Origin of the sequence: Brevibacterium sanguinis (assembly GCF_003315415.1) — a bacterium.
Classification (GTDB): Bacteria; Actinomycetota; Actinomycetes; order Actinomycetales; family Brevibacteriaceae; genus Brevibacterium; species Brevibacterium celere_A.
Genome location: NZ_QNSB01000004.1, coordinates 316,199 through 340,735 on the forward strand (window position 1 = coordinate 316,199; position 24,537 = coordinate 340,735).

Here is a 24,537-nt window from a genome sequence, read left to right on the forward strand (position 1 = left end):
CTCGGGCCCATCTCAGGCCCGCCGGGAGTACGTCAGGTGGATCGTTCCGCTCTCGGCGACCTCACCGGAGACGGTGTAGCCCTCTTCGAAGCCTCGCAGTCCGTCCCACAGGCGCTCGCCGTCGCCGAGGACATATGGGGCGATCGCGATGTGCAGTCGGTCGATGAGCCGCTCCTTCGCAAACGTCCTCACGACATCGAGTCCTCCGCCGATCCGCACGTCCTCGTCACCCGCGGCCTCTCGGGCGCGCTCGAGAACCTCGGCGGGCTCGGCCGAGAGGAAGTGGAACGTGGTTCCGCCCTCCATCTCCAGATCCGGGCGCTCCTCGTGGGTGAGGACGAACACCGGGCACCTGAACGGCGGTTCGGCTCCCCACCAGCCTCGCCAGTCGGGGTCGTCGCGGTGAAGATGGAGTCCGAACATCCCGGCCCCCATGATCTCCGCACCGACTCCCTCGAACGAGGCCTTCGCATACTTGTCGTCGATCCCGGTCGTCCCCCTGCCCTCGGTCTCGCCGAGGACTCGCTCGCGGAACGTCCTCGTCGCGGCGAATGCCTTGGTCAGCGTCGTCCAGTCCTTCCCGAAAGGGTCGTCGGGAGTCCAGTCCCCGGGAATTCCCACTCCGTCGACGGACACATTGAGATCGACTCGCACGACAGACATTTCCTTCTCCTTCGAAGTGATTGTAGAATGCAATCACTAAGCTAGACGGGAGGGCCACGAGTGTCAAGGAGTTCGGGAGAACCACGGTCGGGCTGCGCGATCAACGCGGCGGTCGAGGCGCTGGGCGACAGCTGGTCGCTCATCGTCCTGCGCGACATCATCTTCGGAGACCGCCGCCACTTCCGCGAGCTGCTCAACGGGTCACTCGAGGGGATCGCCTCGAACATCCTCAGCGACAGGCTCAAACGCCTCGTTGCCGCAGGGATCCTGACGAAAGAGGAGACGGGTCGTGGACGGAGGGCCCGCTACAGCCTGACGGAGTCGGGAATCCAGACGCTTCCCATCCTCTTCGCCCTCGGCAACTGGGGACTCGACTGGCGGGAGGGCACCCCTGAACTCCGCATCCGCCAGGAGCTCATGCGCACCGAAGGACCGGCGTTCGTCGCCGAGCTCATGGACGAACTCCGCGTCCGCCACCTCGGCGCGCCGGCGCCCGAGAGGACGGGGCCCGGTCCGCTGGAGAGGCTGGAGATCGCCTACGCCGAGGTGACCGGAGACTGAGCTCGCCGAGGTGCCGATTCAGGCGATCTCGGCGCCGGCGGACCGCATCTCCTCGATCGCCCGCGCGCTCGATTCGACGCCGACTCCCGCCACCATGCGACCGAGCACGCGCACCGACCGTCCGCCGGCGAGCGCGTCGAGGACCGAGGCGCGGACGCAGTGGTCGGTGGCGATTCCCACGATGTCCACCTCGGCGATGCCGAGATCATCGAGGAGGTCGCCGAGGCGCTGCCCCGTCTCAGTCGTCCCCTCGAAGGCCGAGTAGGCAGGGATCCCCTGCCCCTTCCTCACGTGGTGGGTGATCGCTCGGGTGTCGAGGAGGCGGTCGTAGTCGGCTCCGTCCGTGTCCGCGACGCAGTGGACCGGCCATGTGTCGATGAAGTCGGGGTCGTCGCTGAAGTGTCCGCCGTTGTCGTTGTCGCCGTCATGCCAGTCGCGAGAGGCGATGACGGCGTCGTAGCGGTCGGCCTCGGCGGCCAGGAACCGGGTGATCGTCGCGGCGACGTCGTCGCCGCCGGCGACCGCCAGGGCTCCGCCCTCGGTGAAGTCGTTCTGAACGTCCACGATGAGTAGTGCTTTCGCCATGGCTCGAGCATAGGCGCGATCGCCACGGCTGTCAGAGTGCGTTCGGCCATCCGGGGCGGGTTCACGTCGAACAGCCCTGGACCGGCGCCGGACCTCGGCTTGCGGACTGCTCGGCGCCCGGGTCAACCGGTCGGCTTGCCCTCGAACCAGTAGAACTGGGAGAAGTGCTGATCCCTCTTCAGCCCGAGATCATTCCGCAGCACCGTGCGGACGTTCTTGATCAGGCCCTTCTCGCCGGCGGCCCAGGCGTAGAGCCCCTCGCTGCGCAGGTCGAGCGCGCGCAGGTGCTCGGCGAGCGCGACGCCCGGCCGACTCCCCGCTCGGATCCATGTCCGCTCGAGGCCGGGATGGTCGACGGCAGGCAGGCCTGATCCGTCGGAGATCCTGTCTTCGATCACAGCGGTGATCCTGACCTCATCCGGGACCGTCTCCAGCCATGAGTTGATCGCCGGCAGGGCAGTGAGATCGCCGGCGAGGACGAGGTGGTTCGTCGTCCCCGGCAGGTCGATCCGGGCGGGAGTGAGCGCCGCTTCGATCCGTGTGCCCGGAGTGGCGGTGGCGGCCCATCTGGCCGCGGGGCCCTCGTCGCCGTGGAGGACGAAATCGAGGCTGAAGTCCCCGGACGTGAGATCGATGTCGACGAACGTGTACCCGCGCTGACTGACGTGCCCCTCCCCCTTCTCGGGGTGCGGGAACCACAGCCGCACCCACAGAGTCGGGAACACCTCGTCGAGCTCGGACAGCAGCTCGGGACCGTTGAAGCGGATCCGCCGGTAGTGCTCGGTGAAGTCCTCGATGCCCGTCACGACGACCTCATGGTTGGTGATGCGCATGAGGCGCATGACTCCGCGCTGCCAGTTGACCATGATGCTCCCGCTCGGTTGACCGTGCTTACTTAGCCATGCCTAACCTACAGCACTGCAGCCGGGTCGCGGCTCTCGCGGCGCTGGGGTCGGAGCCGCCGGGCGGTGTGTTCCGGTTCAGGACTGCCGGGAGGCCTTCTTCGCGGCTTTCTTCGCAGCCTTCTGCGCGGCCTTCTTCCCGACATCGGCTCCTGCGACGAGGAGCAGCCCTCCGAGCGCGGCGACATTCTTCGAGAAGTGGGTCTTGTGCACGGCCGCGTCCTCCTCGCCCATCTCCCAGAAGGCGTGACCGGCCAGCGTCGTCGGCACCAGGGACGCCGCGAGAGCGAGAGCGGAGACCCGCGGCTTGATCCCGAGCAGCAGGCCCGTGCCCGCCGCGAGCTGAAGCGCACCGTTGGCGCGGACGAGGAGCTCATCGTCGTCGGGCAGGAACGGCAGGTACTCGCGCATGGTGTCGAGGGTCGGCCCCGCCGCCTCGACCCTGCCTCCCGGCTGGGTCAGCGCGGAATATCCTCCGCTGATGAAGATCGGCGCGGTGAGCATCCGACCTGTGGCCTGCAGCAGAGCTGAGCCGATTGCCATGTGTCTCTCCTTCGCGAAGGCGCTTGCGGTCCTGAGCCGCGTGAACGAGTTCCGAGCCTAACGCACACCCCTGCCCCGCTCAATGCGCAGGAGTTCCTCCCTGAGGGCGCTCCCCTGGTCAGAGCAGGAGGGCGAGAGGAGTCGCTGCCTCGGAGCGATCCCGCGCCGTCCGCCCAGCCGACCGGCGCCGGACAGGTCGATGAGCCTGTGGGCGAACTTCGCCCTCGGCTTCACCTACCTCTCGCCCCTCGTGGGTGTGTACTCCCTCCTCGCCGTCGCCCTCTCGACCGGCGGCCCGCCCTCCATGTGGTGGATCGTCATCGTGGCCGGCGGTCAGATGCTCGTCGCCCTCGTCTTCGGCGAGGTGGTGTCCCAGTTCCCCATCGCCGGCGGCATCTACCCCTGGGCTCGCCGCTTGTGGGGCAAGCGCTACGCATGGATGGCGGCGTGGGTGTACATCTGCGCGCTCATCGTCACCATCACCTCGGTGGCGGAATTCGGCTCAGGATTCGTCGCCAGCCTGTTCGGCCTGGAGCTGACGAAGAACGTCACCCTGGTCCTGGCGCTGGCGCTGCTCGTACTGGCCCTGGCAATCAACTTCAGCGGCACCAAGTGGTTGGCCCGCATCGCCCGCATCGGACTCTTCGCCGAGCTCATCGGCGTCATCGGCCTGGGCCTGTTCCTTCTCCTCTTCGAACGAAAGCACAGCTTCACGGTCTTCTTCGACGCCATGGGCACTGCAGGCGAGGGCAGCTACGTCTCCGCGTTCATGGGCGCCGCCGTCGCCGGGTTGTTCCTCTTCTACGGATTCGAGGCATGCGGAGATGTCGCGGAAGAGGTGTCGAACCCGGCCCGGCGGATCCCCCGGGCAATGATCATGACGATTCTCGTCGGCGCGGTCTCCGCCCTGTTCTCATTCGGCGGCTACGTGCTCGCCGCGCCCGACCTCGACGCCATCGTGGCGGGCGAGGTGGTCGATCCGATTCCTGCGATCCTCGAGGGCAGTCTGGGCACGACGGGGGCGAAGATCTTCCTCCTCGTCGCGCTCACCGCCTTCATCTCCTGCGTGCTCAGCCTGCAGGCGGCCGCGTCGCGTCTGATCTTCAGCTTCGCCCGCGACGGCATGATGCCCGGGCACCGCTGGCTCGCCCATGTCACCGAGTCCACGAAGGTTCCCCGCAACGCCCTCATCGTCGCCTGCACCGCACCGGCGCTCATCTGCGTGCTCATCTGGCTGAACGACGGAATCCTGGTGGCGGTCACTTCGTTCGCGATCCTCGGCATCTATCTGGCCTTCCAGATGGTGGTGCTCGGGGCGCTGCGGCAGCGGATCCGGGGGTGGAAGCCCGCCGGACCGTGGTCGCTGGGCGGCTGGGGCCTCATCGTCAACGTCCTGGCCCTGGCTTACGGGATCTTCGCCATGATCCTCCTGGCCCGCCCGGGCACGTCCGGGGACTTCGTCGCCGACTACATCGTCCTCATCGGGCTCGTCGTCGTTCTCGCCGTCGGCCTGGTCTATCTCGTCGGCGCCCGACCGGATCGGAAGTCCGACGCTCCCGAGGGCGACGCCGTTGCCGTCGCCGAGGCGATCCGCTCTCACCGCTCACGCTGAGCGGCCCGATCATCGGGTGGCGCGGACGGGCAGCACTCTCACACGCCGAACTCGGGGGCGAAGCGAAGAGCGCCGGCGGGCACCTCGCCGGTCAGGGGCATCGCCATCAGCGCCTCGTCGGGGACATCGACGTGCAGGCTGATGCCGAATGTCGAGGCAGGGAGGAAGCCGAATCGCGGGTAGTACCCGGGGTGGCCGAGAACGACGGCGAAGTCCTCGTCGCGGCGGGCCGCCTCGGCGAGGAGCGCTTCGATCACCGCACCGCCCACGCCGCTGCGCTGGTGACTCGGAAGCACCGAACAGGGCGCGAGGCAGACTCCCGCGGCGTCGCCGACGCGGCAGCGCGTGAGCATGGCATGGGCGATGACCGCCGACGATCGGCTCTCGTCGACCGCGACGTACGAAAGGTCCAGCCACGAATCGGAGCCTCGCAGGGCGTCGACGATCGCGGACTCGTCGGGCCGGTCGAAGGCGGAGTCGGTGGCCGAGCGGATCGCGGAGATGTCGGAAGGCGCTTCGGGGCGGACGATGATGTGGTCGTTGAGCACGATTCGACTCTACCAACGCGCCGCCGGTGAGCACCGGCCTCCGGCTTCCCCACTCCGGGGCGCCTGCCCCGCCCCGGGGCGCCTGCCCCACTTCGTGGCGCCGGCCCCACTTCGCGACAGCCGTTGCCCCACTTCGGCACGCCGGGCCCTCCCGCACCAGGGGCTCGCGTGCCGAAGTGGGGCAACGGTGTCACGCCGACCGGCCACGGCGACCGCGGCTGCCACTCGCCACCCTGCCGCCACAACGCCAACCCGCCCACCATGCATAAACATTCGGTGATATGCATAACAATTGGTCTCAGGTGCCGGTTCCGGTGCGACATGAGCCACACCCGGGCAGTAGGCTGAGGATCATGTCGAAAGTACTGTCTTCTCTCCCCATCGGGGAACATGTTGGAATCGCCTTCTCCGGCGGATTGGACACCTCCTGCGCGGTCGCGTGGATGCGCCACAAGGGAGCCGTTCCCTGCACCTACACCGCGGACATCGGCCAGTACGATGAGCCCGATCTCGACGGAGTGACCGCCCGCGCGAAGGAGTACGGTGCGGAGATCGCGCGCTTCGTCGATGCCAAGCGCCTCCTCGTCGAGGAGGGCTTCGTCGCCCTCCAGTGCGGCGCGTTCAACGTCCGCTCCGGCGGCAAGACCTACTTCAACACGACGCCCCTGGGCCGCGCGGTCACGGGCACGATGCTCGTGCGCGCGATGAAGGAGGACGGCGTCGACATCTGGGGCGACGGGTCGACCTACAAGGGCAACGACATCGAGCGCTTCTACCGCTACGGCCTCATGGCCAACCCGAAGCTGCGGATCTACAAGCCCTGGCTCGACTCGGAGTTCGTCGAGGAGCTCGGCGGCCGGCAGGAGATGAGCGAATGGCTCGTCGCCCACGGCTACCCCTACCGCGATTCCGCGGAGAAGGCCTACTCGACCGACGCGAACATCTGGGGCGCGACCCACGAGGCGAAGAGCCTCGAGTTCCTCAACACCGGCCTCGACATCGTCGAGCCGATCATGGGGGTGGCCGCCTGGCGCGACGACGTCGAGGTCGCCACGGAAGAGGTCTCCGTCCGCTTCGAGGCCGGTCGTCCGGTCGCCATCAACGGCGAGGTCTTCGACGACCCCGTGGCCCTGGTCTTCAAGGCCAACGAGATCGGCGGCCGCCATGGCCTGGGCGTCTCGGACCAGATCGAGAACCGGATCATCGAGGCGAAGTCGCGCGGCATCTACGAGGCTCCCGGCATGGCCCTGCTCCACGTCACCTACGAGCGCCTGCTCAACGCGATCCACAACGAGGACACCATCGCCCTCTACCACGAGGAGGGCCGCCGCCTCGGCCGCCGCATGTACGAGGGACGCTGGCTCGACCCGCAGTCGCTCATGCTCCGCGAATCGATGCAGCGGTGGGTCGCCTCGGCGATCACCGGCGAGGTCACCCTGCGTCTGCGCCGCGGCGACGACTACACGATCGTCGACACCACCGGCCCCAACCTCAGCTACCACCCGGAGAAGCTGTCGATGGAGCGCGTGGGCGACGCCGCCTTCGGCCCCGAGGACCGGATCGGGCAGCTGACGATGCGCAACCTCGACATCGCCGACTCCCGTGCCCGCCTCGAGCAGTACGCGGCGATGGGCCTCGTCTCGGGACCGACTTCGGAGCTCGTCGGCTCGCTCGAGGCCGGCGGCGCCGAGGAGATCGCGAGCTCCCCCGTCGACGTCGACGCCGCGAGCGACCGCGCCGGTCTCTCCGCCGCCTTCGACGCCGGCACCGACTGAGCCTCTCGCGGCACGGCCGCGGGCTCGGGCGCACTCGCCCAAGCCCGCGGCCTTGCCCGTTCCGAGCCGTCGGACCACTCACGACGGTGAGAAGATCGACCCATGACGGACGCGAATGCCCTCGCCGAGGCGATCGACCGGGAGTTGCGCTCGCGCGGGAGCGCTGAGCGCGCGGTCAGGGAGCGTGCCTACCTGAGGAGCGAGCTCGACCACTACGGCGTCTCCGTGCCGGAGACCCGGGCCGTCGTTCGCACCGCGATCCGCGGCGCGGACCTCGATCATGACGATGTCAGCGCACTCGCCGAGGCTCTGTGGGCAGCGCCCAGCAGGCCGCCGGTCCGGCCCGTGCATGAACGGCGCACTGCGGCGACGATGGTGCTCATCCAGTCGGCGGACCACCTCGGCGCCGGGGACGCCGGGCTCATCGAAAGGCTGCTTCGCGAGGCGCGCACCTGGGCTCTCGTGGATCCGCTCGCCGTGGACCTCGTCGGTCCGCTGTCCGAGCGCGACAACGGCTTCGATCGGATCCTCGAGCGCTGGGCCGACGATGACGACTTCTGGATCCGCCGGTCGGCTCTGCTGGCCCACCTCGTCCCGCTGCGGCAGGGCCGAGGCGACTTCGAGCGCTTCGGCCGGTTCGCCGATGCCATGCTCGAGGACAGGGAGTTCTTCATCCGCAAGGCGATCGGCTGGGTGCTCCGGGACACCGGGCGGAGGCGGCCGGACATCGTCTGTGACTGGCTGCTGCCCCGAGCACAACGGGCATCAGGGGTGACACTGCGGGAAGCGGTCAAGCACCTGTCGTCCGCACAGCGTGAGGCGGTGCTCGCCGCACGCTGACGGTGCGTGGCTCAGCCGTGCTCGTGCTCGGCCGCACTCCCATTCATCCCCTGGGACAGCATCCCGCGCCAGATGATCTCGATCGCCGCCCGGACGCGGTCCCGGGTCGACTGCTCGGAGAGGCTCTCGCCGCGCACGACGTACTGGTAATAGATCGCCCCGGCGATGGCGTCGAAGCAGGCCGCGACATCGAGGTCGGCACGCAGGTCCCCCCGCTCGATCCCCTCCCGGATCGCCTCCTCGATCGGGACGCGGCGCTTGGCGACGTGGGCCGACCAGTACTCCTTCTGCAGGCCCCGGTCGGACATGACGAGGCGGATCCGCTGCCGGAACCGCTCCTCGTACGGCCGCTGAGACTCCACCGGCCCGAGGATCGCGTCGAGGATCGACTCCTTGAGATCCGTCCGGGAGCCGACGACCGTCGGCACCACCCGACCGCTGTCGAGGGCCGCGGCGATGAGCGCCGTCAGTGACGGCCATCGCCGGTAGACCGCAGACCGGCTGACTCCGCTGTCGGCGACGATCCGGGAGACCGTGACGGCCTCCCCCGCGTCGACGCGCCGCAGGGTCGCTGCGATGATGCGCTCATCGAGGTCCTCGTCCCGCGGCCGTCCGGGTCGGCGCCGCGCCGAGGCGTCAGCGACCAGGGTCATCGACGTCACGGCCGCTCCAGGGCCCGCTCGCTCAGCCGGTCCATCAGTCCCTCGCTCAGCCCGGCTTCGCGCACCGGGTCGAGCGGGTCCTCCCCGTCCGCGGACAGGCTCTCCAGGAGTTCGAGCATGGGTGCCGGGGAGAACTCCTTCCGGACGGCGGCACGAGCAGCCGGGTCGAGGTCGAACCCCTGACCCCGCATCAGCTCGCCGATGACAGGAAGAATCCGCCGATGGATGGCATCGGAGTTCTCACCGGTGCGCACATAGTCGGCGACGATGACCTGGGGATCCGCTCCGAGCGCGAGCAGCAGCGAGGCGGCGAGCACCCCTGTGCGGTCCTGGCCCGCCGCGCAGTGGAAGGCCACGGTGCCGCGCGAGTGGGCGATGATCGCCAGGGCGGACACGATCTGAGGCGCCGCCCGGCGGTACATCCGCTGGTAGAGGCGGCCGAAGGTGCTCTGGTCGAACGGGTCACCGGACGACGCGGCCGCCCCGATGCTGGTGAGGAACGGCACGTGGTGGTAGCTCACGGTTCCGTGGGCGCTGAACGGGCCGCGCCCGGTCAGCGCCACCTCGGCGGGAGAGCGCAGGTCGATGACGGCACTCAGCCCGCCGGCGACGAGGTCGGCCGCCGCCTCCTCGGTGACGGTGGAGAGGTCATCGGCCCGGATCGCGAACCCGGTGCGGATGACTCCGCCCCGGACCGGGATGCCGCCGAGGTCGCGGAGGTTGACGGGCGCGGAGAGGGAAATGCCCACGGCGGTCTCGGTGACGACGGGGATCTCTCGCGAGGGGGCGTCGACGGTGCTCATGTGATCTTCCTTCGGATGATGGCGCTCGCCTGGTCGATGACGGTGACGAGCACGATGATGCAGATGACGATGGCGCTGAGGTGACCGTAGTCGTACATGCGCATCGCGGTGGTGAGTTCGAGGCCGATGCCGCCGGCGCCGACCATGCCGAGGATCGTCGCCCCGCGGACATTGCCCTCGAACAGGAGCAGGGTGTAGGAGACGAGCATCGGGGAGGCCTGCGGAACGATCCCGTAGTGGATGATCTGGCGCTTCGAGGCACCGACTGCCTCCATCGCCGTGACCGGTCCGCGGTCGACGGCCTCCATCGCCTCGGCGAAGATCTTCCCGATCGAGCCGATGGAGCCGATCGTCATCGCGAGGATGCCGGCGAACGGGCCCAGCCCGACTGCGGAGACGAACATCAGCGCGAAGACGAGGTCCGGCAGGGAGCGGATGACGTTCATCAGCCAACGCGTCGGGTAGTACAGCCACTTCGGGGCGATGGTCGAGGCCGCGCCGAAGGCGACGATGAGGGACAGGACCGCGCCGAGGACGGTCCCGACGATCGCCATCTGCAGGGTCTCGACGAGCAGCTCGACGATGGTCGGCAGCTTGTCCCATGTGGGAGGGAACATCTGGGACAGGAAGTCCCCCATATTCACCGCGCCCGCGGAGAGCTCGGCGAAGTCGAACTCCGCGCCGACGAACGACCACAGGAGGATCACCGCGGCGACCGGCAGTCCAAGGAGGAACCGGGCGCGGGGGACGTTGACCGTGCGCTCCAGGCGCAGGCGGTCCCGGGGATCAAGTGCTGCCGACGACTCGGTCCGGGTGCGGGTGGCTTCACGCGTCGACATCGGCGGCCTCCTCGTCATGGGCGTAGATGCCCTGCAGATCGGCCGGCGCCAGCCGGCTCGTCGGTGCCGAGATCAGCACCTGTCCGTCGCGGAGACCGACGATGCGGTCGGAGTGCGCCAGTGCCAGCGGCAGGACATGGAGGCTGACGAGCACCGGGATCCCGTCCTCGCGGGCGATCTCGTGGAGGAGTTCGAGCACCGACCGGGACATCGTCGGGTCGAGGGAGGCGACGGGTTCGTCGGCGAGGATGAGCTTCGGCTCCTGCATGAGCGCACGGGCGATGGCGACCCGCTGCTGCTGACCGCCGGAGAGCGAGCGGGCCTCGTCCTTCGCCTTGTGCGCGATGCCGACCCTCTCGAGGAGGTCGAGTGCGCGTCTCCGGTGGGCGGAGGTGAAGCCGCCGAGGAGGTTGAGCGGTCCCGCGTGGTGCAGGGCTCCCGTGAGGACGTTCGTCAGCACGCTGAGGCGACCGACGAGGTTGAAGCTCTGGAACACCTGCCCCACCGAGGAGCGGACCTCGCGCAGCTGACCGCGGCGCAGGTTCGTCATGTCGACGCCGACGACCCGGACGGACCCCGAGGTGATCGGGGCGAAGCCGGTGAGGCTCTTCATCAGGGTCGACTTCCCCGATCCGGACGAGCCGAGCAGAGCGACCATCTCACCGGGGAAGAGGTCGAGGTCGACGCCGTCGAGGACGATCGGGCCGGTGCCGTAGGAGACGGCGAGGTCCCTGACGGTGACGAGGGGCAGGAGGCGGCGCAGTTCAGCGGTGGTCGGGGCCGTCACCTCGGCGGGAGTGGTGGACGCATCCGGGTCGCTCGCCTGGACGGGGGTCGTGGCGGGGACCCGCGGGGAGGTCGACCGACCGGGCGTACCTGAGGTGGTCATCGCAGTCATTCCGGTCCCTCAGCCCAGGTCGGCGATCTCGACGTCGGCGACCTTCGCGAGATCGACGAACGGCTGGTAGATCTCGTCGGAGGGTTCGAGGATCGGCTCGGAGCCCTGGGTGGCGTCGACGAAGGTCTGCAGGCGGTCGCCGTTCTTCTCCGAGATCACCTCGGGAAGTGCGTCGAGCAGCGCCTCACGCTTGTCCGCGGCGAGGTTCTGGTCGGCGAGCATCGACACCGCCACGGGCATCGGCCCGCTCTCGCCGATCGACCGGGTCTCCCCCTTCTCGAACGGGAACATCGGGTCGCCCTGGCCGGCTTTCCCGGGGAAGATCGTCGAGGTGCAGGAGACGTCGACCTGCCCCTCCTTGAGCGCCATGTTGCTCATGTCGTGGCCGCCGGAGATCATCGGCGTGTAGTCCTTGTCCTTCTCCAGTCCGGCGTCGTGGAGCATGCCGACGGGCATGAAGTAGCCCGAGCTCGAGGCCGGGTCGGCGAAGGCGACGACCGTCTCCGGGGTGATGTCCTCGAGGGACTTCAGCGGTGAGCCCTCGAGCACGAGGCAGGTCGAGACGGGCTTCTGGTCCCCGGGCCACGCGACGAGGGAATCGACCTCGCCGGTGCTCACGGCGAGCGCGGAGGGGAATCCGCTCATCATCCCGATGTCCGTGTGGTGGTTGCGCAGCGACTCGACGACCGCCGAGTAGTCGGGGACGTCGACGATCTCGACCTCGCGGCCGGTCTCCTCGGAGAGCAGGGCGGCGAGGGCCTCGGCCGGGTTCTCGGCAGTGGGGTCTTCGCCCACCGAGGTGGTGGCGATGGTGATGGGGGCGTTCGGATCGTTCTTGTCCGGGCCTTCGGCCGAGGCCGGGCCGGAGCAGGCGGACAGGGCGAGTGCGCCGAGGCCGAGCAGGGCGGCTGCGTAGTGAGCGCGAGAGCGCATGAGGTGACCTTTCAACGAGAGTTCTGTCGCCGGGCGGCGGGGGCGAGCGGCGATGTCATCAGTTGACCGGGAGAAGGTGACGGGGAATTACGAGACCGGTGTACCGGAACTCGAACCGCGTTTGAACAGTCGGTGAATCGGACGCCGAGGGGTCGACGCGGGACCGGCCGAGAGGGGTCGGTGTCCGGATTCGGTGCATGGCCTGTCGCCCGAGCCGGGCGGGAGCATCGATCAGCCTGCTCCCGAGGAACCACCTCGGCGATGGATTGCCTGGTCACAGCCGCACGAGGGCCCTCCGGTGGGTTGACGGCCTCTCGCGGGCTTCACTAGGATGACGAGCAACCGAGAGGTGCGGAGGAACGCATGGTCGATGAGCGACGACGGCAGGATGCCTTGGACGCTCTCGGCGTCCTCGACACCCCGCCGGACGAACGGGTCGACCGCATCGCCCGGCTCGCGCAGGAGGCCTTCGGCGTCCCCATGGTGAGCGTCTCCCTCATCGACAGGGACCGGCAGTGGAGCAAATCGCAGATCGGCCTCGGCACCAACGAGTTCCCCCGCGAGCATTCGTTCTGCAATCAATCGGTCAAGGCCGACGCCCCTCTCATCGTCGAGGATGCGACGCGATCCCAGCTCTTCGCGGCCAACCCCTACGTCGTCGACGATCCCAACGTCCGCTTCTATGCCGGCCATCCCCTGCGCGCCCCCGGCGGCGAGCCGATCGGCACGCTGTGCATCGTCGATGTCCGGCCTCGGCAGTTCGACGAGGCGCAGAAGAGCCTGCTCGAGGATCTCGCCCTCTGGGTGCAGACCGAGATCGCCAAGGATGACGAACTCGACCAGGCGGCGCTCATCCAGAGGACCCTGCGACCACGGCAGCATCCGGAGGTGCCGGGCTTCTCGATCGCGGCAGGGGCGGTGGCGCACCGTCAGCTCACCGGCGACTTCTATGATCTGTCCCTGCAGGGGAACTCGCTGCGGATCACCCTCGCGGATGCGATGGGCAAGGGAACGGGTCCTGCGCTCGTCGCAGCGACCGCGCGCGGTTCCCTGCGGACGGAACCGGACCGGCCCCTGTCGGAAGCGGTCGCCGAGGCGGATCGTCTGCTCATCGACGACCTCGCCGACATGACCATGTTCGTCACCGCGGTCCTTGCCCGGATCGACATCGACTCAGGGACGCTCGACATCGTCGATGCCGGCCACAGCCTCGCCTTCATCCTCCGCGCGGACGGCGACTGGGTCCACCTGCGCTCGACCGGCCTGCCCCTGGGAATGGGAATGACCGACGACGAACGCCGGCCGATGACGACGACGCTGGGGCCCGGGGACGCCTTCCTGTGCTGCAGCGACGGTCTGCTCGACGTCCTCGACCCGGTGGATCCGTTCAGCCAGGTCGCCGAGGTCCTCGCGAGGCGCGGTCCGCAGGGCGCCGTCGACGAGGCCCTGCGACTGGCCCGGACGGACTCCGCCATCGACGACGTCACCGTTATCGTCGTTCGGCGTGAGACGTGACTGCGCGCTTCGCGGCCGTCAGGGTCTGCGCGGTTCTCGCCGTCATCCTCGGCGTCAACTACATCGTCTGGCGATGGGCGGAGTCGATCAACTGGGAGTCCGCGTGGATCGCCGTTCCCCTGGCGCTCGCCGAGACCTACAGCCTCATCGACACCTGCCTGTTCTGCCTGACGATGTGGCGGGCCCGGGATCGTCCCCCGCCGAGGCATGGGCCCACAGGCACCGTCGACGTGCTCATCACCACCTACGATGAGCCGATCCCGCTCGTCATGGCCACCGCCCGCGCGGCCCTCGGCATCAGCCCCCCGCACACGACGTGGATCCTCGACGACGGCAACAGGCCCCAGCTCGAGCGGGCAGCGCAGGAGGCGGGCGTCGGCTACATCCGGCGTTCGGAGGACTGGACCGGCAAGCCGCGCCACGCGAAGGCGGGGAACCTCAACAACGCGCTCTTCGCCACCGAGGGCGAGTTCCTCCTCATCCTCGATGCCGATCAGGTGCCCGATCCTCGCATCCTCGACCGCACCCTGGGGTACTTCGCCGACGATGACCAGGTGGCCCTCGTGCAGACCCCGCAGTGGTTCTCCAATGTCGACGAGGCCGACCCCCTCGGCAGCCAGGCCCCGCTCTTCTACGGTCCGATCCAGCAGGGCAAGGACGGGTGGAACGCCGCCTTCTTCTGCGGGTCGAACGCCGTCCTCCGGCGCGAGGCCCTCATGCAGCTGGGAATCGTCGGCTATGTCCGCGAAGTCTCGGACTCGACGCTCATGGCCCTGCGCGCCTCTCATTCGCTGCTCGGCCGAGAGCTCCGGACGTGCACCGACCCCCAACTGCACGAGGAGCTCGCGGGTCTGCGGGCGACGATCGCCGCGGCCCGGCGGGCCATCCGCCGTGGCGAGCCCGTCGCGGACATCACCTTCGACGTCCGGCGCGCGATCGACGGAGCTGCCGCACGCCTCGTCGACCGTGATCTCGCGTCGATCCGCAGCGACCTCGAGGACATCGCCCGGATCCCCATCGCCAGGGACGCCGAACTCGGCACCGTCATCGTCGACGAGCAGGGCCTCGACGAGCTCGCGCTCGCCGACCTCTCCCCGCTCGAAGCCGTCGAGACGATCCGGGGTCTGCTCGAGGCACTGCGCATCGACCGCGGAACCGAGGCGCAGCCGGTCCTGCCGCTGGCGACGATCTCGGTGACCGAGGACATGGCCACGGCCATGCAGCTTCACGCCCACGGCTGGCGCAGCGTCTACCACCACGAGGTACTCGCGCACGGATTGGCTCCCGAGAGCCTGCGGACGATGCTCGCCCAGCGACTGCGCTGGGCACAGGGCACGATCCAGGTCATGCTGCGCGACAACCCGTTCGTCAAGCGGGGGCTCTCGGCGGGCCAACGTCTCATGTACTTCTCCACGATGTGGAGCTACCTGTCCGGCTTCGCGGCTCTCGTCTACCTCATCGCCCCCGTCCTCTACCTCGTGGCCGGGGTGATGCCGGTGACCGCGTGGTCGCTCGACTTCTTCGCCCATTTCCTCCCCGCCTTCCTCTCCAGCCAGCTCCTCTTCCTCGTCGTCGCCCGCGGAATGCGCACATGGCGCGGTCAGCAGTACTCGCTGGCACTCTTCCCGGTGTGGATCCGCGCCTGCTGGACGGCGTTCGCCAATGTCGTGCTCAAGCGACCGCTCGGATTCGTCGTCACCCCGAAGGACGGACGCCAGGAGGGAGGAGTGCCGTGGCGTCTCGTCTGGCCGCAGCTGACAGCCCTCGCCGTCCTCGTCGCGGCACTGGTGATCGGGGGCGTCCGGGTGATCCTCGGAGTCGGGGACGGCATCGGAACCCTGATCAACACCGTCTGGGTCGTCTATGACCTCGTCGTGCTCAGCGTCATCATCCAAGCCATGAACTACCGTGGTCCGGCCCGGCCGGATCGGGAGAAGGAGAGCCCATGACACTCACCACGTCGATCCGCGACGGTTTCGCCGTGGTCGGGATCGAGGGCCGACTCACCGCCTCGGGCGCGAAGAGGTTCCGCGAGACCATCCAGCGGCTCATCGCAGAGGGCACCAGCCGCGTGGTCATCGACTTCGCCGAGGCGTCATTCGTCGATTCGTCGGGACTCGGGGCTCTGGTCGGCAGCCTCAAGGACGCGCGCCTCGCCGGCGGTGATCTGCGCATCGCCGCGGTTCCCGACCCTGTTCGCTCGGTCCTCCGGCTGACGAACCTCGACCGCGTCCTCCGCTGCCATGAGACGCCGGATTCGGCCTTCGATGGGCAATGACGGCACGGTTCTCGCCCGCGGCACCGCGACTCTCGAATTCGTCGACTCAGTGCTCGACGAGCTGGATGTCCTGTGGGCGGGAGCGGGCACCTTCGTCGGAGTGGAGGATCGCACGCTCTTCACGCTCGCGCTCACGGAGGTGCTCACGAACATCGCTCAGCACTCCCCCGCCCCGGAGGCCGTTCGCGTCTCGGTCGACATAGCGATCGACGCCGAGGTGGTCCGGGCGTCGGTGATCGATACGGCACCTCCCATCGACATCCCCTGGGACCGCATATCGCTGCCCGCAGCGGGCGCCGAGAGCGGCCGCGGGCTCGCGATGGCCCGGGAGGCGCTCGACACGCTGGAGCATCGGTCGAGTCCGAACGGGAACCAGTGGGCACTTGCTCGTCTGCTGCGCCGATCCTGAATGAGAGAAGCCCCTCACCAGCCGGTCCGGCTGACGAGGGGCTTCGTTCGGTGCGCCACGAGGGATTCGAACCCCCAACCTTCTGATCCGTAGTCAGATGCTCTATCCGTTGAGCTAGTGGCGCATGTCGCCCGGGCTTCTGCCCTGCAACTCGATCAACTATACACACAGGGTTCGCGGAAGCTCAAATTCCCCTGACGTGCGCTTGGCCACAGTCGCGGACGACGCCGCGTCCGCCTCGGCGAGTGAGGGCGAATCCGGGGCTGCCGGACGTCTCCAGGAAGTGAAACAACACGTCAATGGAATGAAACAATACGACTCATGAATGCAACGAACGCGGCATCCGTGTGCTTCTTGTGACCCAATGCACAGCTCTGGGGGCGGAAATCGCCCGTTCCACCGACTTCAGCGAGCTCTACCGTGGAGATGTACCACCGCTTGGCGGAAACCCCGTACCCGATTGACCAGGAGACCACTCATGACTGTCCTCGACCATGATGTCGTCGCTGACCAGCTGAAAACCGCACCGACCTCCAACGAAGCAGTGCTGTCGTTCGTCGGGCGGATCGCACGCCTCACCACTCCCGACGAGATCGTCTGGGTGGACGGCTCGGCCGAGCAGAAGGCTCTCATCACCGATCAGCTCGTCGCCGCAGGCACGCTCGTGAAGCTGACCGGAACCAAGGACTCATTCTACGCGGCATCCGATCCTGATGATGTCGCCCGCGTCGAGGGCCGCACCTACATCTGCTCCGAGAAGGAAGAGGACGCGGGTCCACTCAACAACTGGGTCGCCCCGGCGGAGATGAAGGAGACCCTCAACGGCCTCTTCGAAGGCTCGATGCGCGGTCGCACGATGTACGTCATCCCGTTCGTCATGGGCCTGGCCGAGGCGGATCATCCGATGTTCGGCATCGAGGTCACCGACTCCCCCTATGTCGTCCTCTCCATGCTCGTCATGGCCCGCTGCGGGACCTATGCCCTCGACGCCATCGAGGCTCAGGATGCGTCCTTCGTCGAGTGCGTGCACTCCGTCGGCGCTCCGCTGGAGCCGGGCCAGGAGGACGTCGCCTGGCCGTGCAACCCCACCAAGTACATCACCCACTTCCCCGAGGAGCGCGCGATCTGGTCGTACGGATCCGGCTACGGCGGCAACGCCCTCCTCGGCAAGAAGTGCTACGCGCTGCGGATCGCCTCGGCGATCGCCCGTGACGAGGGCTGGCTGGCCGAGCACATGCTCATCCTCAAGCTCACCAACCCCGAGGGCGTCGTCAAGTACATCGCCGCTGCCTTCCCATCGGCGTGCGGCAAGACCAACCTCGCCATGATCGAACCGACGATCCCCGGCTGGAAGGCCGAGACGCTCGGCGACGACATCGCCTGGATGCGGTTCGGCGCCGATGGGCAGCTCTACGCCGTCAATCCCGAGTTCGGCCTCTTCGGCGTCGCCCCAGGCACCGGATACTCGACGAACCCGACGGCGATGCGCGCCATCGAAGCCGGCGGCAACATCTTCACCAACGTCGCGCTGACCGATGACGGCGATGTGTGGTGGGAGGGCAAGACCGACGAGAAGCCCGCGCATCTCATCGACTGGAAGGGCAACGACTGGACTCCCGAGTCCGAGACCCCTGCCGCACACCCCAACTCGCGCTTCTGCACGCCGATCGCCAACGTGCCGACCCTGGCCCCCGAATGGACCAACCCCAACGGTGTGCCGATCTCGGCGATCCTCTTCGGCGGCCGTCGCAAGACCACGATGCCGCTGGTGACCGAGACCGAGGACTGGACCCACGGTGTCTTCATGGGCTCGGTGCTGTCGTCGGAGACGACGGCCGCCGCCACGGGCCAGGTGGGCGTCGTCCGCCGCGACCCGATGGCGATGCGTCCGTTCATCGGCTACAACGTCGGGGACTACCTGCAGCACTGGCTCGACGTCGGCAACACCGAAGGCGCCCAGCTGCCGAAGATCTTCTACGTCAACTGGTTCCGACGCGCCGAGGACAACTCCTTCCTGTGGCCCGGATTCTCGGAGAACTGCCGTGTGCTCAAGTGGATCTTCGAACGCGTGGCCGGCACCGCCGACGCCGAGGAGACCGCTCTCGGCATGACACCGACCCCGGGAGCGCTCGACATCGACGGCCTCGACATCACCGAGGAGCAGGTCCGGAAGGCGCTCGAGATCAAGCCCGAGGAATGGGACACGGAACTCGCCTCGATCGAGGAGTGGTACGCTGAACTCGGCGACCACGTCCCGGCCGAGCTCCGCGCCCAGGTCGACGAACTCCGCGCCCGTCTCGGCCTCGCCTGAGTCGCCGAGCGCGCCTGGACAGGCCCATGGTTGTCGCACCGGGCACACGCCCTGAGCCTTGAGCCACTGCGACGAGCGAATGCCCTGAGTCGCTGACCGTGCTCGCGATCCGAGCCGCAGACGATCCCCCGATCACCGCCGAGGTGGTCGGGGGATCGTCGTATCTGCGCCCTTGCCCAGCCGGTCGACCCGGTCCGACGGCTCGGTCGTTCGACTCGGTCGTTCTGCGCGATCCGACGGCTCAGTTGTTCGGCGCGGTCCGACGGCTCAGTTGTTCGACTCGGTCCTACGTATCGGGCGTTCGGCCCGGTCCGACGCCTCAGATGTTCGGCTGGTCCTACGTATCGGGCGTTCGGCGGTGACGTCAGGGCGAGACTGGCCGGGTGAAGCGTGATGCCGAGCCCCCTGGGGTGGGGCTCCGACTGCGGCTCAGACGATCACACCACCCCGGTAGCGATAAAACCGCGCCGTGCAGATGGAGGATTTGGGGTCACCGGGAGGGGATGCGGAGCGATCTGTAGGACGTGACGCTGTCAGGCGAAATTGCAGAGCGATCTGTAGGACGTGACGCTGCCGGGAGGATGCGCGGAGCGACATGTAGGACGTGAGTCTGGCGGTGCGGAGAGCGGCGCCGCGCCACCCGGATCGGAGGTTCGAGGGCGGCTCAGAAGATCACACCACCCCGGTAGCGGTAAAACCGCGCCGTCCAGATGGAGGTTTTGGGGCCACCGGGAGGGGATGCGGAGCTAACTGTAGGACGTGACGCTGCCGGGAGGCTGTGCGAAGGTACGTGTAGGGCGCAAGGCACGCGAGAGGGTGCGGAGCCACGTGGAGGACGTGACGCTGCCGGAAGGGTGCGCGGCAACCCGGGCTCGGGCTTCGGCTCAGGCCCCGTGGAGGGCGGGGACGATCAGGTACACGCCGAAGAGCACGACGATCCCGCAGATCGCGAAGACCGCCCAATAGCCGGCCTTGAGAAGCGCATTCGGCCGTCCGGCTTCGATCATGTCGATGTGCGCGGCGCGCATCCGGACAGCAGCCGAGAAGAGGGAGATCACGACGACTGCCGACACCCACGTGGCGACGGCGACGATGAGGAACGAGCTCCACTCGATCATTTCGCTTCTCCCTTGTCAGCAGGTGCGTTCTTGCGAGCAGGTGCATTGTCAGCCGGTGCGTTGTCAGCCGGTGCATTCTTGTCAGCAGGTGCGTTGTCAGCAGACGCGTTCTTGTCAGCCGGTGCATTGTCAGCAGCGCCAGCGACAGGTCCGCTTCCAGCGTCCTCAGCGCTGCCGGCAGCGGTGAGAGTCGTCTGCGCCTTGGTGTCGGTCGTCTGCGCCTTCGCGTCGGCGGTCCGGGCGGCGATGCGCTTCGACTCGGCGCGCTTGCGGTTGCGGTCCTTGCGCAGCTTGCGCTTGCGTCCGCGGATGTTGACCGCCTCGGCGACGGTGTCGAGGTTCGAGATGTCGGTCTCGTCGACCTTGCGGGAGCTGAGGTAGATCCAGAGCACGACGATGACGGCGATGATCGTGTCGATGACGATGCCGACCATTCCGGTGTGCGCGATGAGGGCGGCCAGACCGCCGACGATTCCCGCCGCGGGGATGGTGAGCAGCCAGCCCGACGCGATGCGCCCGGCGGTCGACCAGCGCACGTCCGCGCCCTTGCGGCCCAGTCCCGAACCGAGCACCGAGCCCGAGGCGACCTGGGTCGTCGACAGGGCGAAGCCCAAGTGGGAGGAGGCGAGGATCGCCGCGGCCGTCGAGGTCTCAGCGGACAGTCCCTGGGCCGGCTTCACGGTCGTCAGCTTCGTGCCGAGGGTGTCGATGATCCGCCAGCCGCCGACGTACGTGCCCGCGGCGATGGCCACGGCACAGGTGACGATGACCCACAGGTGCGGACCCGTGCCCGGCTCCTGCAGGCTCGCCGACACGAGCACCAGGGTGATGACGCCCATCGTCTTCTGGGCGTCATTGGTGCCGTGCGCCAGTGCGACGAGCGACGAGCTGAAGATCTGACCGTATTTGAACGGCCCCCGATGTGCGGTGCGCCCCTCTCCCTGGCGGCGGGTGATCGCGTAGGCCAGCCGTGTGCACAGGTAGGCGCTGATGCCCGCGATGAGCGGTGCGGCGATCGCGGGGAGGAGGACCTTCGAGGTGAAGACGGCGTAGTCGACCGAGCTGAATCCCGCGCCCACGATGGCCGCCCCGATGAGGCCGCCGAAGAGCGCGTGCGAGGACGAGGACGGAAGCCCGAACCGCCAGGTCGTCATGTTCCAGATGATCGCGCCGATGAGACCGGCGAGGATGAATCCGGGAGTGATCTGGACTCCCCCGCCGCCTTCCTTGATGATCCCCCCGGAGATCGTCTTCGCGACCTCGGTGGAGAGGAAGGCCCCGACGAGGTTGAGCAGGGCGGCCAGTGTCACCGCGGCCTTCGGCTTGATCGCTCCGGTGGCGATCGGGGTGGCCATGGCGTTCGCCGTGTCATGGAACCCATTGGTGAAGTCGAAGAAGAGCGCGAGCGTGACGACGAGGACAACGACGATGATGATTTCCACTGAGCGACCTTGGGCGTAGACACAATGCGGGCCATGGATGAATGGGCCGGAGAAACAGCAAACTCAATCCCGAAGAAGTCTACAGTCTCGAACCCCTCGACTTCACCTGATTGCCTCCCGGAGTTCATCCCGTTCATGCTCCCGCAACTTCTCAGCAGGCAGAATGCGACAGCATCGGACCGGTGAGTGTATCCACACTCACAGCGATCCGATGCTGTCGGAGGCGCAGGCCCAGGCGCCGAGGCGGCCGGACGTCTCAGCCGACGAAATCGTCGGCGACGTCGAGGGCGCGGTCGAGCACCTCGAGGCCGCGGCGCAGGTCCTCGTCGGGAACGTTGAGCGGCGGCACCACGTGGATCCGGTTGAAGTTCGCGAACGGCAGGACTCCCCCGGCCTTGAGCGCACCGATGACTTGGTTCATCTCCGGCGAGCTGCCGCCGTACGCGGCCAGCGGTTCCCTCGTCTCACGGTTCTTCACGAGCTCGACGGCCCAGAAGCAGCCCATGCCCCGGACATCGCCGACCGACGGGTGCCGCTCGGCGAGCTCCCGCAGGGTCGGCCCGATGATCTCGGCACCGAGGCGGTCGGCGTTCTCGACCATCCTCTCGTCGCGCATCGCGGTGATCGTCGCGACGGCCGCCGCGCAGGCGAGCGGGTGGCCCGAGTAGGTGAGGCCGCCGGGGTAGACGCGCTCGCGGAAGGTCTCGAAGATCTCCTCCGAGATCGCCACCCCGCCCAGCGGCACATAGCCGGAGTTGACGCCCTTCGCGAAGGTGATGAGGTCCGGGGTGATGTCCCAGTGGTCGACGGCGAGCCAGCGTCCGGTGCGACCGAAGCCGGCCATCACCTCGTCGGCGATGTAGACGATGCCGTGGCGGGCCGTCAGCTCGCGGACTCCTTCGAGGTAGCCGGCGGGAGGACCGTAGATGCCGGCGGTGCCCGGCACGGTCTCGAGGATGAGGGCGGCGATGTTGGACGGGCCCTCGAGGAGGATCATGTCCTCGAGGTGCTGCAGGGCCCGCTGCGTCTCCTCCGCCTCGGAGGTCGAGCCGAAGTACGACCGGTACCGGTAGGCGGGCATGAAGTGGACGACTCCCTCCGACGAGTAGTCGTTGGGGAACCGCCGCGGGTCGCCGGTGACATTGACGGCCAGCTGCGTGCCGCCGTGGTAGCTGCGGTAGGCCGAGAGCACCTTGTGCCTTCCGGTGTGCAGGCGCGCCATCCGGATCGCGTGCTCGTTGGCGTCGGCCCCGCCGTTGGTGAAGAACACATGGTTGAGGTCCCCGGGGGTGATCTCGGCGATGAGGCGGGCCGCCTCCGAGCGAGCGTCGTTGACGTGCTGCGGGGCGATCGTGCACAGGCGCGCGGCCTGCTCCTGGATCGCCGCGACGACCGCGGGGTGCTGGTGGCCGATGTTCGTGTTGACCAGCTGCGACGACAGGTCGAGCAGCTTCCGGCCCTCCCCGTCCCAGACGTAGGATCCCTGGGCGGCGAGCACGGTCATCGGGGCGAAGGGCCCCTGTGCCTGCCAGGAGTGGAAGACGTGCTCGCGGTCGAGGTCGTGGGCGCGCCGTCCCGCCGCGATCTGCTCGTCGGTGATCGTCGGCTCCGAAGTCTGGGCACCGGCCGGTGCGGATGCTCCGGCAGGAGCGGCTGCACCGGCCGCGGTCGCTGCATCGGCAGAGGCCTGGTCGTCGAGGGTGAGAGAGTCTTCGGTGGTGGTCATGGCTGTCCTTCTTGAGAATCGATGTCGGTCGCCGAGGCGGGGCGTCCCGCCTCGGCGGTGTGGTGCCGCGAGGCGACTCAGCCGTTGGTGGGGAATCCGAGGTTGATCCCGCCGTGGCTGGGGTCGAGCCAGCGCGTGGTCACGACCTTGCCGCGGGTGAAGAAGTGCACACCCTCGGTGCCGTGGGCGTGGGTGTCGCCGAAGAGCGAGTTCTTCCAGCCGCCGAAGGAGTAGTAGGCCATCGGCACGGGGATCGGCACGTTGACGCCGACCATTCCGACCTGGATCTCGTTCTCGAAGCGACGCGCCGCTCCCCCGTCGTTGGTGAAGATCGCGGTCCCGTTGCCGTAGGGGTTGGCGTTGATGAGCTCGATGCCGTCGTCGTAGCTTTCCACCCGGACGACCGAGAGGACGGGGCCGAAGATCTCGTCGGTGTAGATCGACATCTCGGGACGCACGTGGTCGAACAGGGTCGGGTTGAGGAAGAACCCGTTCGGGTCGGCGGTGTCGCTGACCTCGCGGCCGTCGAGGACGAGGGTGGCGCCCATCTCGACGCCCGCATCGATGTAGCCGGCGACCTTGTCGCGATGCGCGGCGGTGACCAGGGGACCCATGTCCGAGTCCTTCGCCCCGTCGCCGATTCTCAGGGTGCGGGTGCGCTCGGCGATCTTGGCGACGAGCTCGTCGGCGATCGATTCGACGGCGACGACGGCGGAGATGGCCATGCAGCGCTCACCGGCGGCGCCGTACCCGGCGTTGACCGCGGCGTCGGCGGCGAGGTCGAGATCCGCGTCGGGCAGGACCAGCATGTGGTTCTTCGCTCCGCCGAGGGCCTGCACGCGCTTTCCGGTCGCGGTGCCCTTCTCGTAGACGTACTGGGCGATCGGGGTCGATCCGACGAACGACACCGAATCGACCTGCGGGCTCTCGAGCAGGGCGTCGACGGCTTCCTTGTCGCCATGGACGACGGTGAAGACGCCCTCGGGCAGACCGGCCTCCCTCCACAGCTCGGCCATCCAGTTCGCAGCGCTCGGGTCCTTCTCCGAGGGCTTGAGGACGACCGCGTTGCCGGCGGCGATGGCGACGGGGAAGAACCACATCGGCACCATCGCGGGGAAGTTGAAGGGCGAGATGATCGCGGAGACGCCGAGCGGCTGGCGGACCGAGTGCACGTCGACCTTGGTCGAGGCATTCTCGGTGTAGCCGCCCTTGAGCAGGTGGGCGATGCCGCATGCGAACTCGACGACCTCCTGGCCGCGGCTGACCTCGCCGAGGGCGTCGGAGAGGACCTTGCCGTGCTCGGAGGTGATGATCTCGGCCAACTCGCCCTTGCGCTGGTTGAGCAGCTCGCGGAAGGCGAAGAGGATCGAGGTCCGCTTGGCCAGCGAGGTGTCCCGCCAGGCCGGGAACGCGGCAGCCGCCGAGGCGATCGCCGAGTCGACGGTCTCACGCGAGGCCAGGGCCACCTGGGCGGTGACCTCGCCGGTGGCGGGGTTGGTGATCTCGGCGAAGCGGGAGCCGGCCTCGGCCTCGACGGTGTCGCCGTTGATCCAATGGGAGACGGTGCGCATCTG

23 protein-coding genes and 1 tRNA gene are annotated in these 24,537 nt (G+C 68.2%); 9 read left to right on the forward strand and 15 right to left on the reverse strand.

The genetic code is table 11. The annotated features are described in order from the left end of the window. Positions 1 to 12 precede the first annotated feature (12 nt). A complete protein-coding gene (locus tag DFO65_RS07850) occupies positions 13 to 663 on the reverse strand; it encodes a dihydrofolate reductase family protein (protein ID WP_113903855.1) in 651 nt (216 codons plus the stop codon). A gap of 60 nt (positions 664 to 723) precedes the next feature. Here DFO65_RS07850 and DFO65_RS07855 point away from each other — a divergent pair, with 60 nt between their 5' ends. Beyond that, the gene (locus DFO65_RS07855) at positions 724 to 1,224 is read left to right on the forward strand and encodes a winged helix-turn-helix transcriptional regulator (RefSeq protein WP_113903856.1); all 501 of its coding nucleotides are present in this window, start codon (positions 724 to 726) and stop codon (positions 1,222 to 1,224) included. 18 nt (positions 1,225 to 1,242) lie between these two features. On the opposite strand, the gene DFO65_RS07860 is transcribed toward DFO65_RS07855, so the two are convergent. The 3 genes from DFO65_RS07860 to DFO65_RS07870 form a co-directional block, all read right to left on the reverse strand. Next, positions 1,243 to 1,809, reverse strand: a complete 567-nt coding sequence (locus DFO65_RS07860) for an isochorismatase family protein (RefSeq protein ID WP_113903857.1) — start codon at positions 1,807 to 1,809, stop codon at positions 1,243 to 1,245. A gap of 122 nt (positions 1,810 to 1,931) precedes the next feature. Continuing rightward, the gene (locus tag DFO65_RS07865; protein ID WP_113903858.1) at positions 1,932 to 2,675 is read right to left on the reverse strand and encodes a siderophore-interacting protein; all 744 of its coding nucleotides are present in this window, start codon (positions 2,673 to 2,675) and stop codon (positions 1,932 to 1,934) included. Between the two features lie 114 nt (positions 2,676 to 2,789). After that, complete coding sequence (locus DFO65_RS07870) at positions 2,790 to 3,254, reverse strand: DoxX family protein (protein WP_113903859.1); 465 nt, start codon at positions 3,252 to 3,254, stop codon at positions 2,790 to 2,792. Between the two features lie 199 nt (positions 3,255 to 3,453). Here DFO65_RS07870 and DFO65_RS07875 point away from each other — a divergent pair, with 199 nt between their 5' ends. After that, positions 3,454 to 4,866: an APC family permease gene (locus DFO65_RS07875; protein WP_245940541.1), complete on the forward strand. Its 1,413-nt coding sequence runs from the start codon at positions 3,454 to 3,456 to the stop codon at positions 4,864 to 4,866. Between the two features lie 38 nt (positions 4,867 to 4,904). Here DFO65_RS07875 and DFO65_RS07880 read toward each other — a convergent pair whose 3' ends face one another. After that, complete coding sequence (locus DFO65_RS07880; RefSeq protein WP_220151253.1) at positions 4,905 to 5,414, reverse strand: GNAT family N-acetyltransferase; 510 nt, start codon at positions 5,412 to 5,414, stop codon at positions 4,905 to 4,907. Positions 5,415 to 5,767: 353 nt separating this feature from the next. On the opposite strand from DFO65_RS07880, the gene argG reads away from it, so the two are divergent. Further along, positions 5,768 to 7,189 carry an argininosuccinate synthase gene (gene argG / locus DFO65_RS07885; protein ID WP_113903861.1) on the forward strand — a complete coding sequence of 474 codons (1,422 nt, stop codon included), beginning with the start codon at positions 5,768 to 5,770 and terminating at the stop codon, positions 7,187 to 7,189. Between the two features lie 102 nt (positions 7,190 to 7,291). Continuing rightward, positions 7,292 to 8,029, forward strand: a complete 738-nt coding sequence (locus DFO65_RS07890; protein WP_113903862.1) for a DNA alkylation repair protein — start codon at positions 7,292 to 7,294, stop codon at positions 8,027 to 8,029. An 11-nt stretch (positions 8,030 to 8,040) separates the two neighbouring features. On the opposite strand, the gene DFO65_RS07895 is transcribed toward DFO65_RS07890, so the two are convergent. The 5 genes from DFO65_RS07895 to phnD are packed head-to-tail and all read right to left on the reverse strand — an operon-like array spanning position 8,041 to position 12,164. After that, positions 8,041 to 8,682: a TetR/AcrR family transcriptional regulator gene (locus DFO65_RS07895; RefSeq protein WP_220151260.1), complete on the reverse strand. Its 642-nt coding sequence runs from the start codon at positions 8,680 to 8,682 to the stop codon at positions 8,041 to 8,043. Positions 8,683 to 8,687: 5 nt separating this feature from the next. Beyond that, positions 8,688 to 9,494: a tyrosine-protein phosphatase gene (locus tag DFO65_RS07900; protein WP_113903864.1), complete on the reverse strand. Its 807-nt coding sequence runs from the start codon at positions 9,492 to 9,494 to the stop codon at positions 8,688 to 8,690. Then, on the reverse strand, positions 9,491 to 10,333 hold the full coding sequence (gene phnE, locus DFO65_RS07905) for a phosphonate ABC transporter, permease protein PhnE (RefSeq protein ID WP_113903865.1): 843 nt from the start codon (positions 10,331 to 10,333) through the stop codon (positions 9,491 to 9,493). Before phnE ends, DFO65_RS07900 begins: the two co-directional genes overlap by 4 nt. Next, positions 10,320 to 11,222 (reverse strand): phosphonate ABC transporter ATP-binding protein, encoded by a 903-nt coding sequence (gene phnC, locus DFO65_RS07910; protein WP_113903866.1) that lies wholly within the window; start codon positions 11,220 to 11,222, stop codon positions 10,320 to 10,322. Before phnC ends, phnE begins: the two co-directional genes overlap by 14 nt. Positions 11,223 to 11,240: 18 nt before the next feature. Beyond that, positions 11,241 to 12,164 carry a phosphate/phosphite/phosphonate ABC transporter substrate-binding protein gene (gene phnD, locus DFO65_RS07915; protein ID WP_113903867.1) on the reverse strand — a complete coding sequence of 308 codons (924 nt, stop codon included), beginning with the start codon at positions 12,162 to 12,164 and terminating at the stop codon, positions 11,241 to 11,243. Between the two features lie 363 nt (positions 12,165 to 12,527). Here phnD and DFO65_RS07920 point away from each other — a divergent pair, with 363 nt between their 5' ends. The 4 genes from DFO65_RS07920 to DFO65_RS07935 are packed head-to-tail and all read left to right on the forward strand — an operon-like array spanning position 12,528 to position 16,366. Further along, positions 12,528 to 13,679, forward strand: coding sequence for a PP2C family protein-serine/threonine phosphatase (locus DFO65_RS07920; RefSeq protein WP_113903868.1), 1,152 nt, complete (start codon positions 12,528 to 12,530; stop codon positions 13,677 to 13,679). Beyond that, complete coding sequence (locus DFO65_RS07925; protein WP_113903869.1) at positions 13,676 to 15,628, forward strand: glycosyltransferase family 2 protein; 1,953 nt, start codon at positions 13,676 to 13,678, stop codon at positions 15,626 to 15,628. The genes DFO65_RS07920 and DFO65_RS07925 overlap by 4 nt, the downstream gene beginning before the upstream one ends. Beyond that, positions 15,625 to 15,957 (forward strand): STAS domain-containing protein, encoded by a 333-nt coding sequence (locus DFO65_RS07930; protein WP_113903870.1) that lies wholly within the window; start codon positions 15,625 to 15,627, stop codon positions 15,955 to 15,957. Before DFO65_RS07925 ends, DFO65_RS07930 begins: the two co-directional genes overlap by 4 nt. Next, positions 15,947 to 16,366 (forward strand): ATP-binding protein, encoded by a 420-nt coding sequence (locus tag DFO65_RS07935; protein WP_181778667.1) that lies wholly within the window; start codon positions 15,947 to 15,949, stop codon positions 16,364 to 16,366. The genes DFO65_RS07930 and DFO65_RS07935 overlap by 11 nt, the downstream gene beginning before the upstream one ends. Positions 16,367 to 16,417: 51 nt before the next feature. Here the strand turns inward: DFO65_RS07935 and DFO65_RS07940 are convergent. Next, positions 16,418 to 16,490, reverse strand: a tRNA-Arg gene (locus tag DFO65_RS07940). 354 nt (positions 16,491 to 16,844) lie between these two features. Here DFO65_RS07940 and DFO65_RS07945 point away from each other — a divergent pair. Further along, a complete protein-coding gene (locus DFO65_RS07945) occupies positions 16,845 to 18,677 on the forward strand; it encodes a phosphoenolpyruvate carboxykinase (GTP) (protein ID WP_113903872.1) in 1,833 nt (610 codons plus the stop codon). An 884-nt stretch (positions 18,678 to 19,561) separates the two neighbouring features. Here the strand turns inward: DFO65_RS07945 and DFO65_RS07950 are convergent. From DFO65_RS07950 to DFO65_RS07965, 4 genes are all read right to left on the reverse strand, one after another. Beyond that, positions 19,562 to 19,795 (reverse strand): hypothetical protein, encoded by a 234-nt coding sequence (locus DFO65_RS07950; RefSeq protein WP_113903873.1) that lies wholly within the window; start codon positions 19,793 to 19,795, stop codon positions 19,562 to 19,564. Continuing rightward, entirely contained in the window at positions 19,792 to 21,237 is a 1,446-nt protein-coding gene (locus DFO65_RS07955) for an inorganic phosphate transporter (RefSeq protein ID WP_245940542.1), read from the reverse strand. Before DFO65_RS07955 ends, DFO65_RS07950 begins: the two co-directional genes overlap by 4 nt. A gap of 256 nt (positions 21,238 to 21,493) precedes the next feature. Next, positions 21,494 to 22,963, reverse strand: a complete 1,470-nt coding sequence (locus DFO65_RS07960) for an aspartate aminotransferase family protein (RefSeq protein WP_113903874.1) — start codon at positions 22,961 to 22,963, stop codon at positions 21,494 to 21,496. Between the two features lie 77 nt (positions 22,964 to 23,040). Then, positions 23,041 to 24,534: a CoA-acylating methylmalonate-semialdehyde dehydrogenase gene (locus tag DFO65_RS07965; protein ID WP_113903875.1), complete on the reverse strand. Its 1,494-nt coding sequence runs from the start codon at positions 24,532 to 24,534 to the stop codon at positions 23,041 to 23,043. Positions 24,535 to 24,537 lie beyond the last annotated feature (3 nt).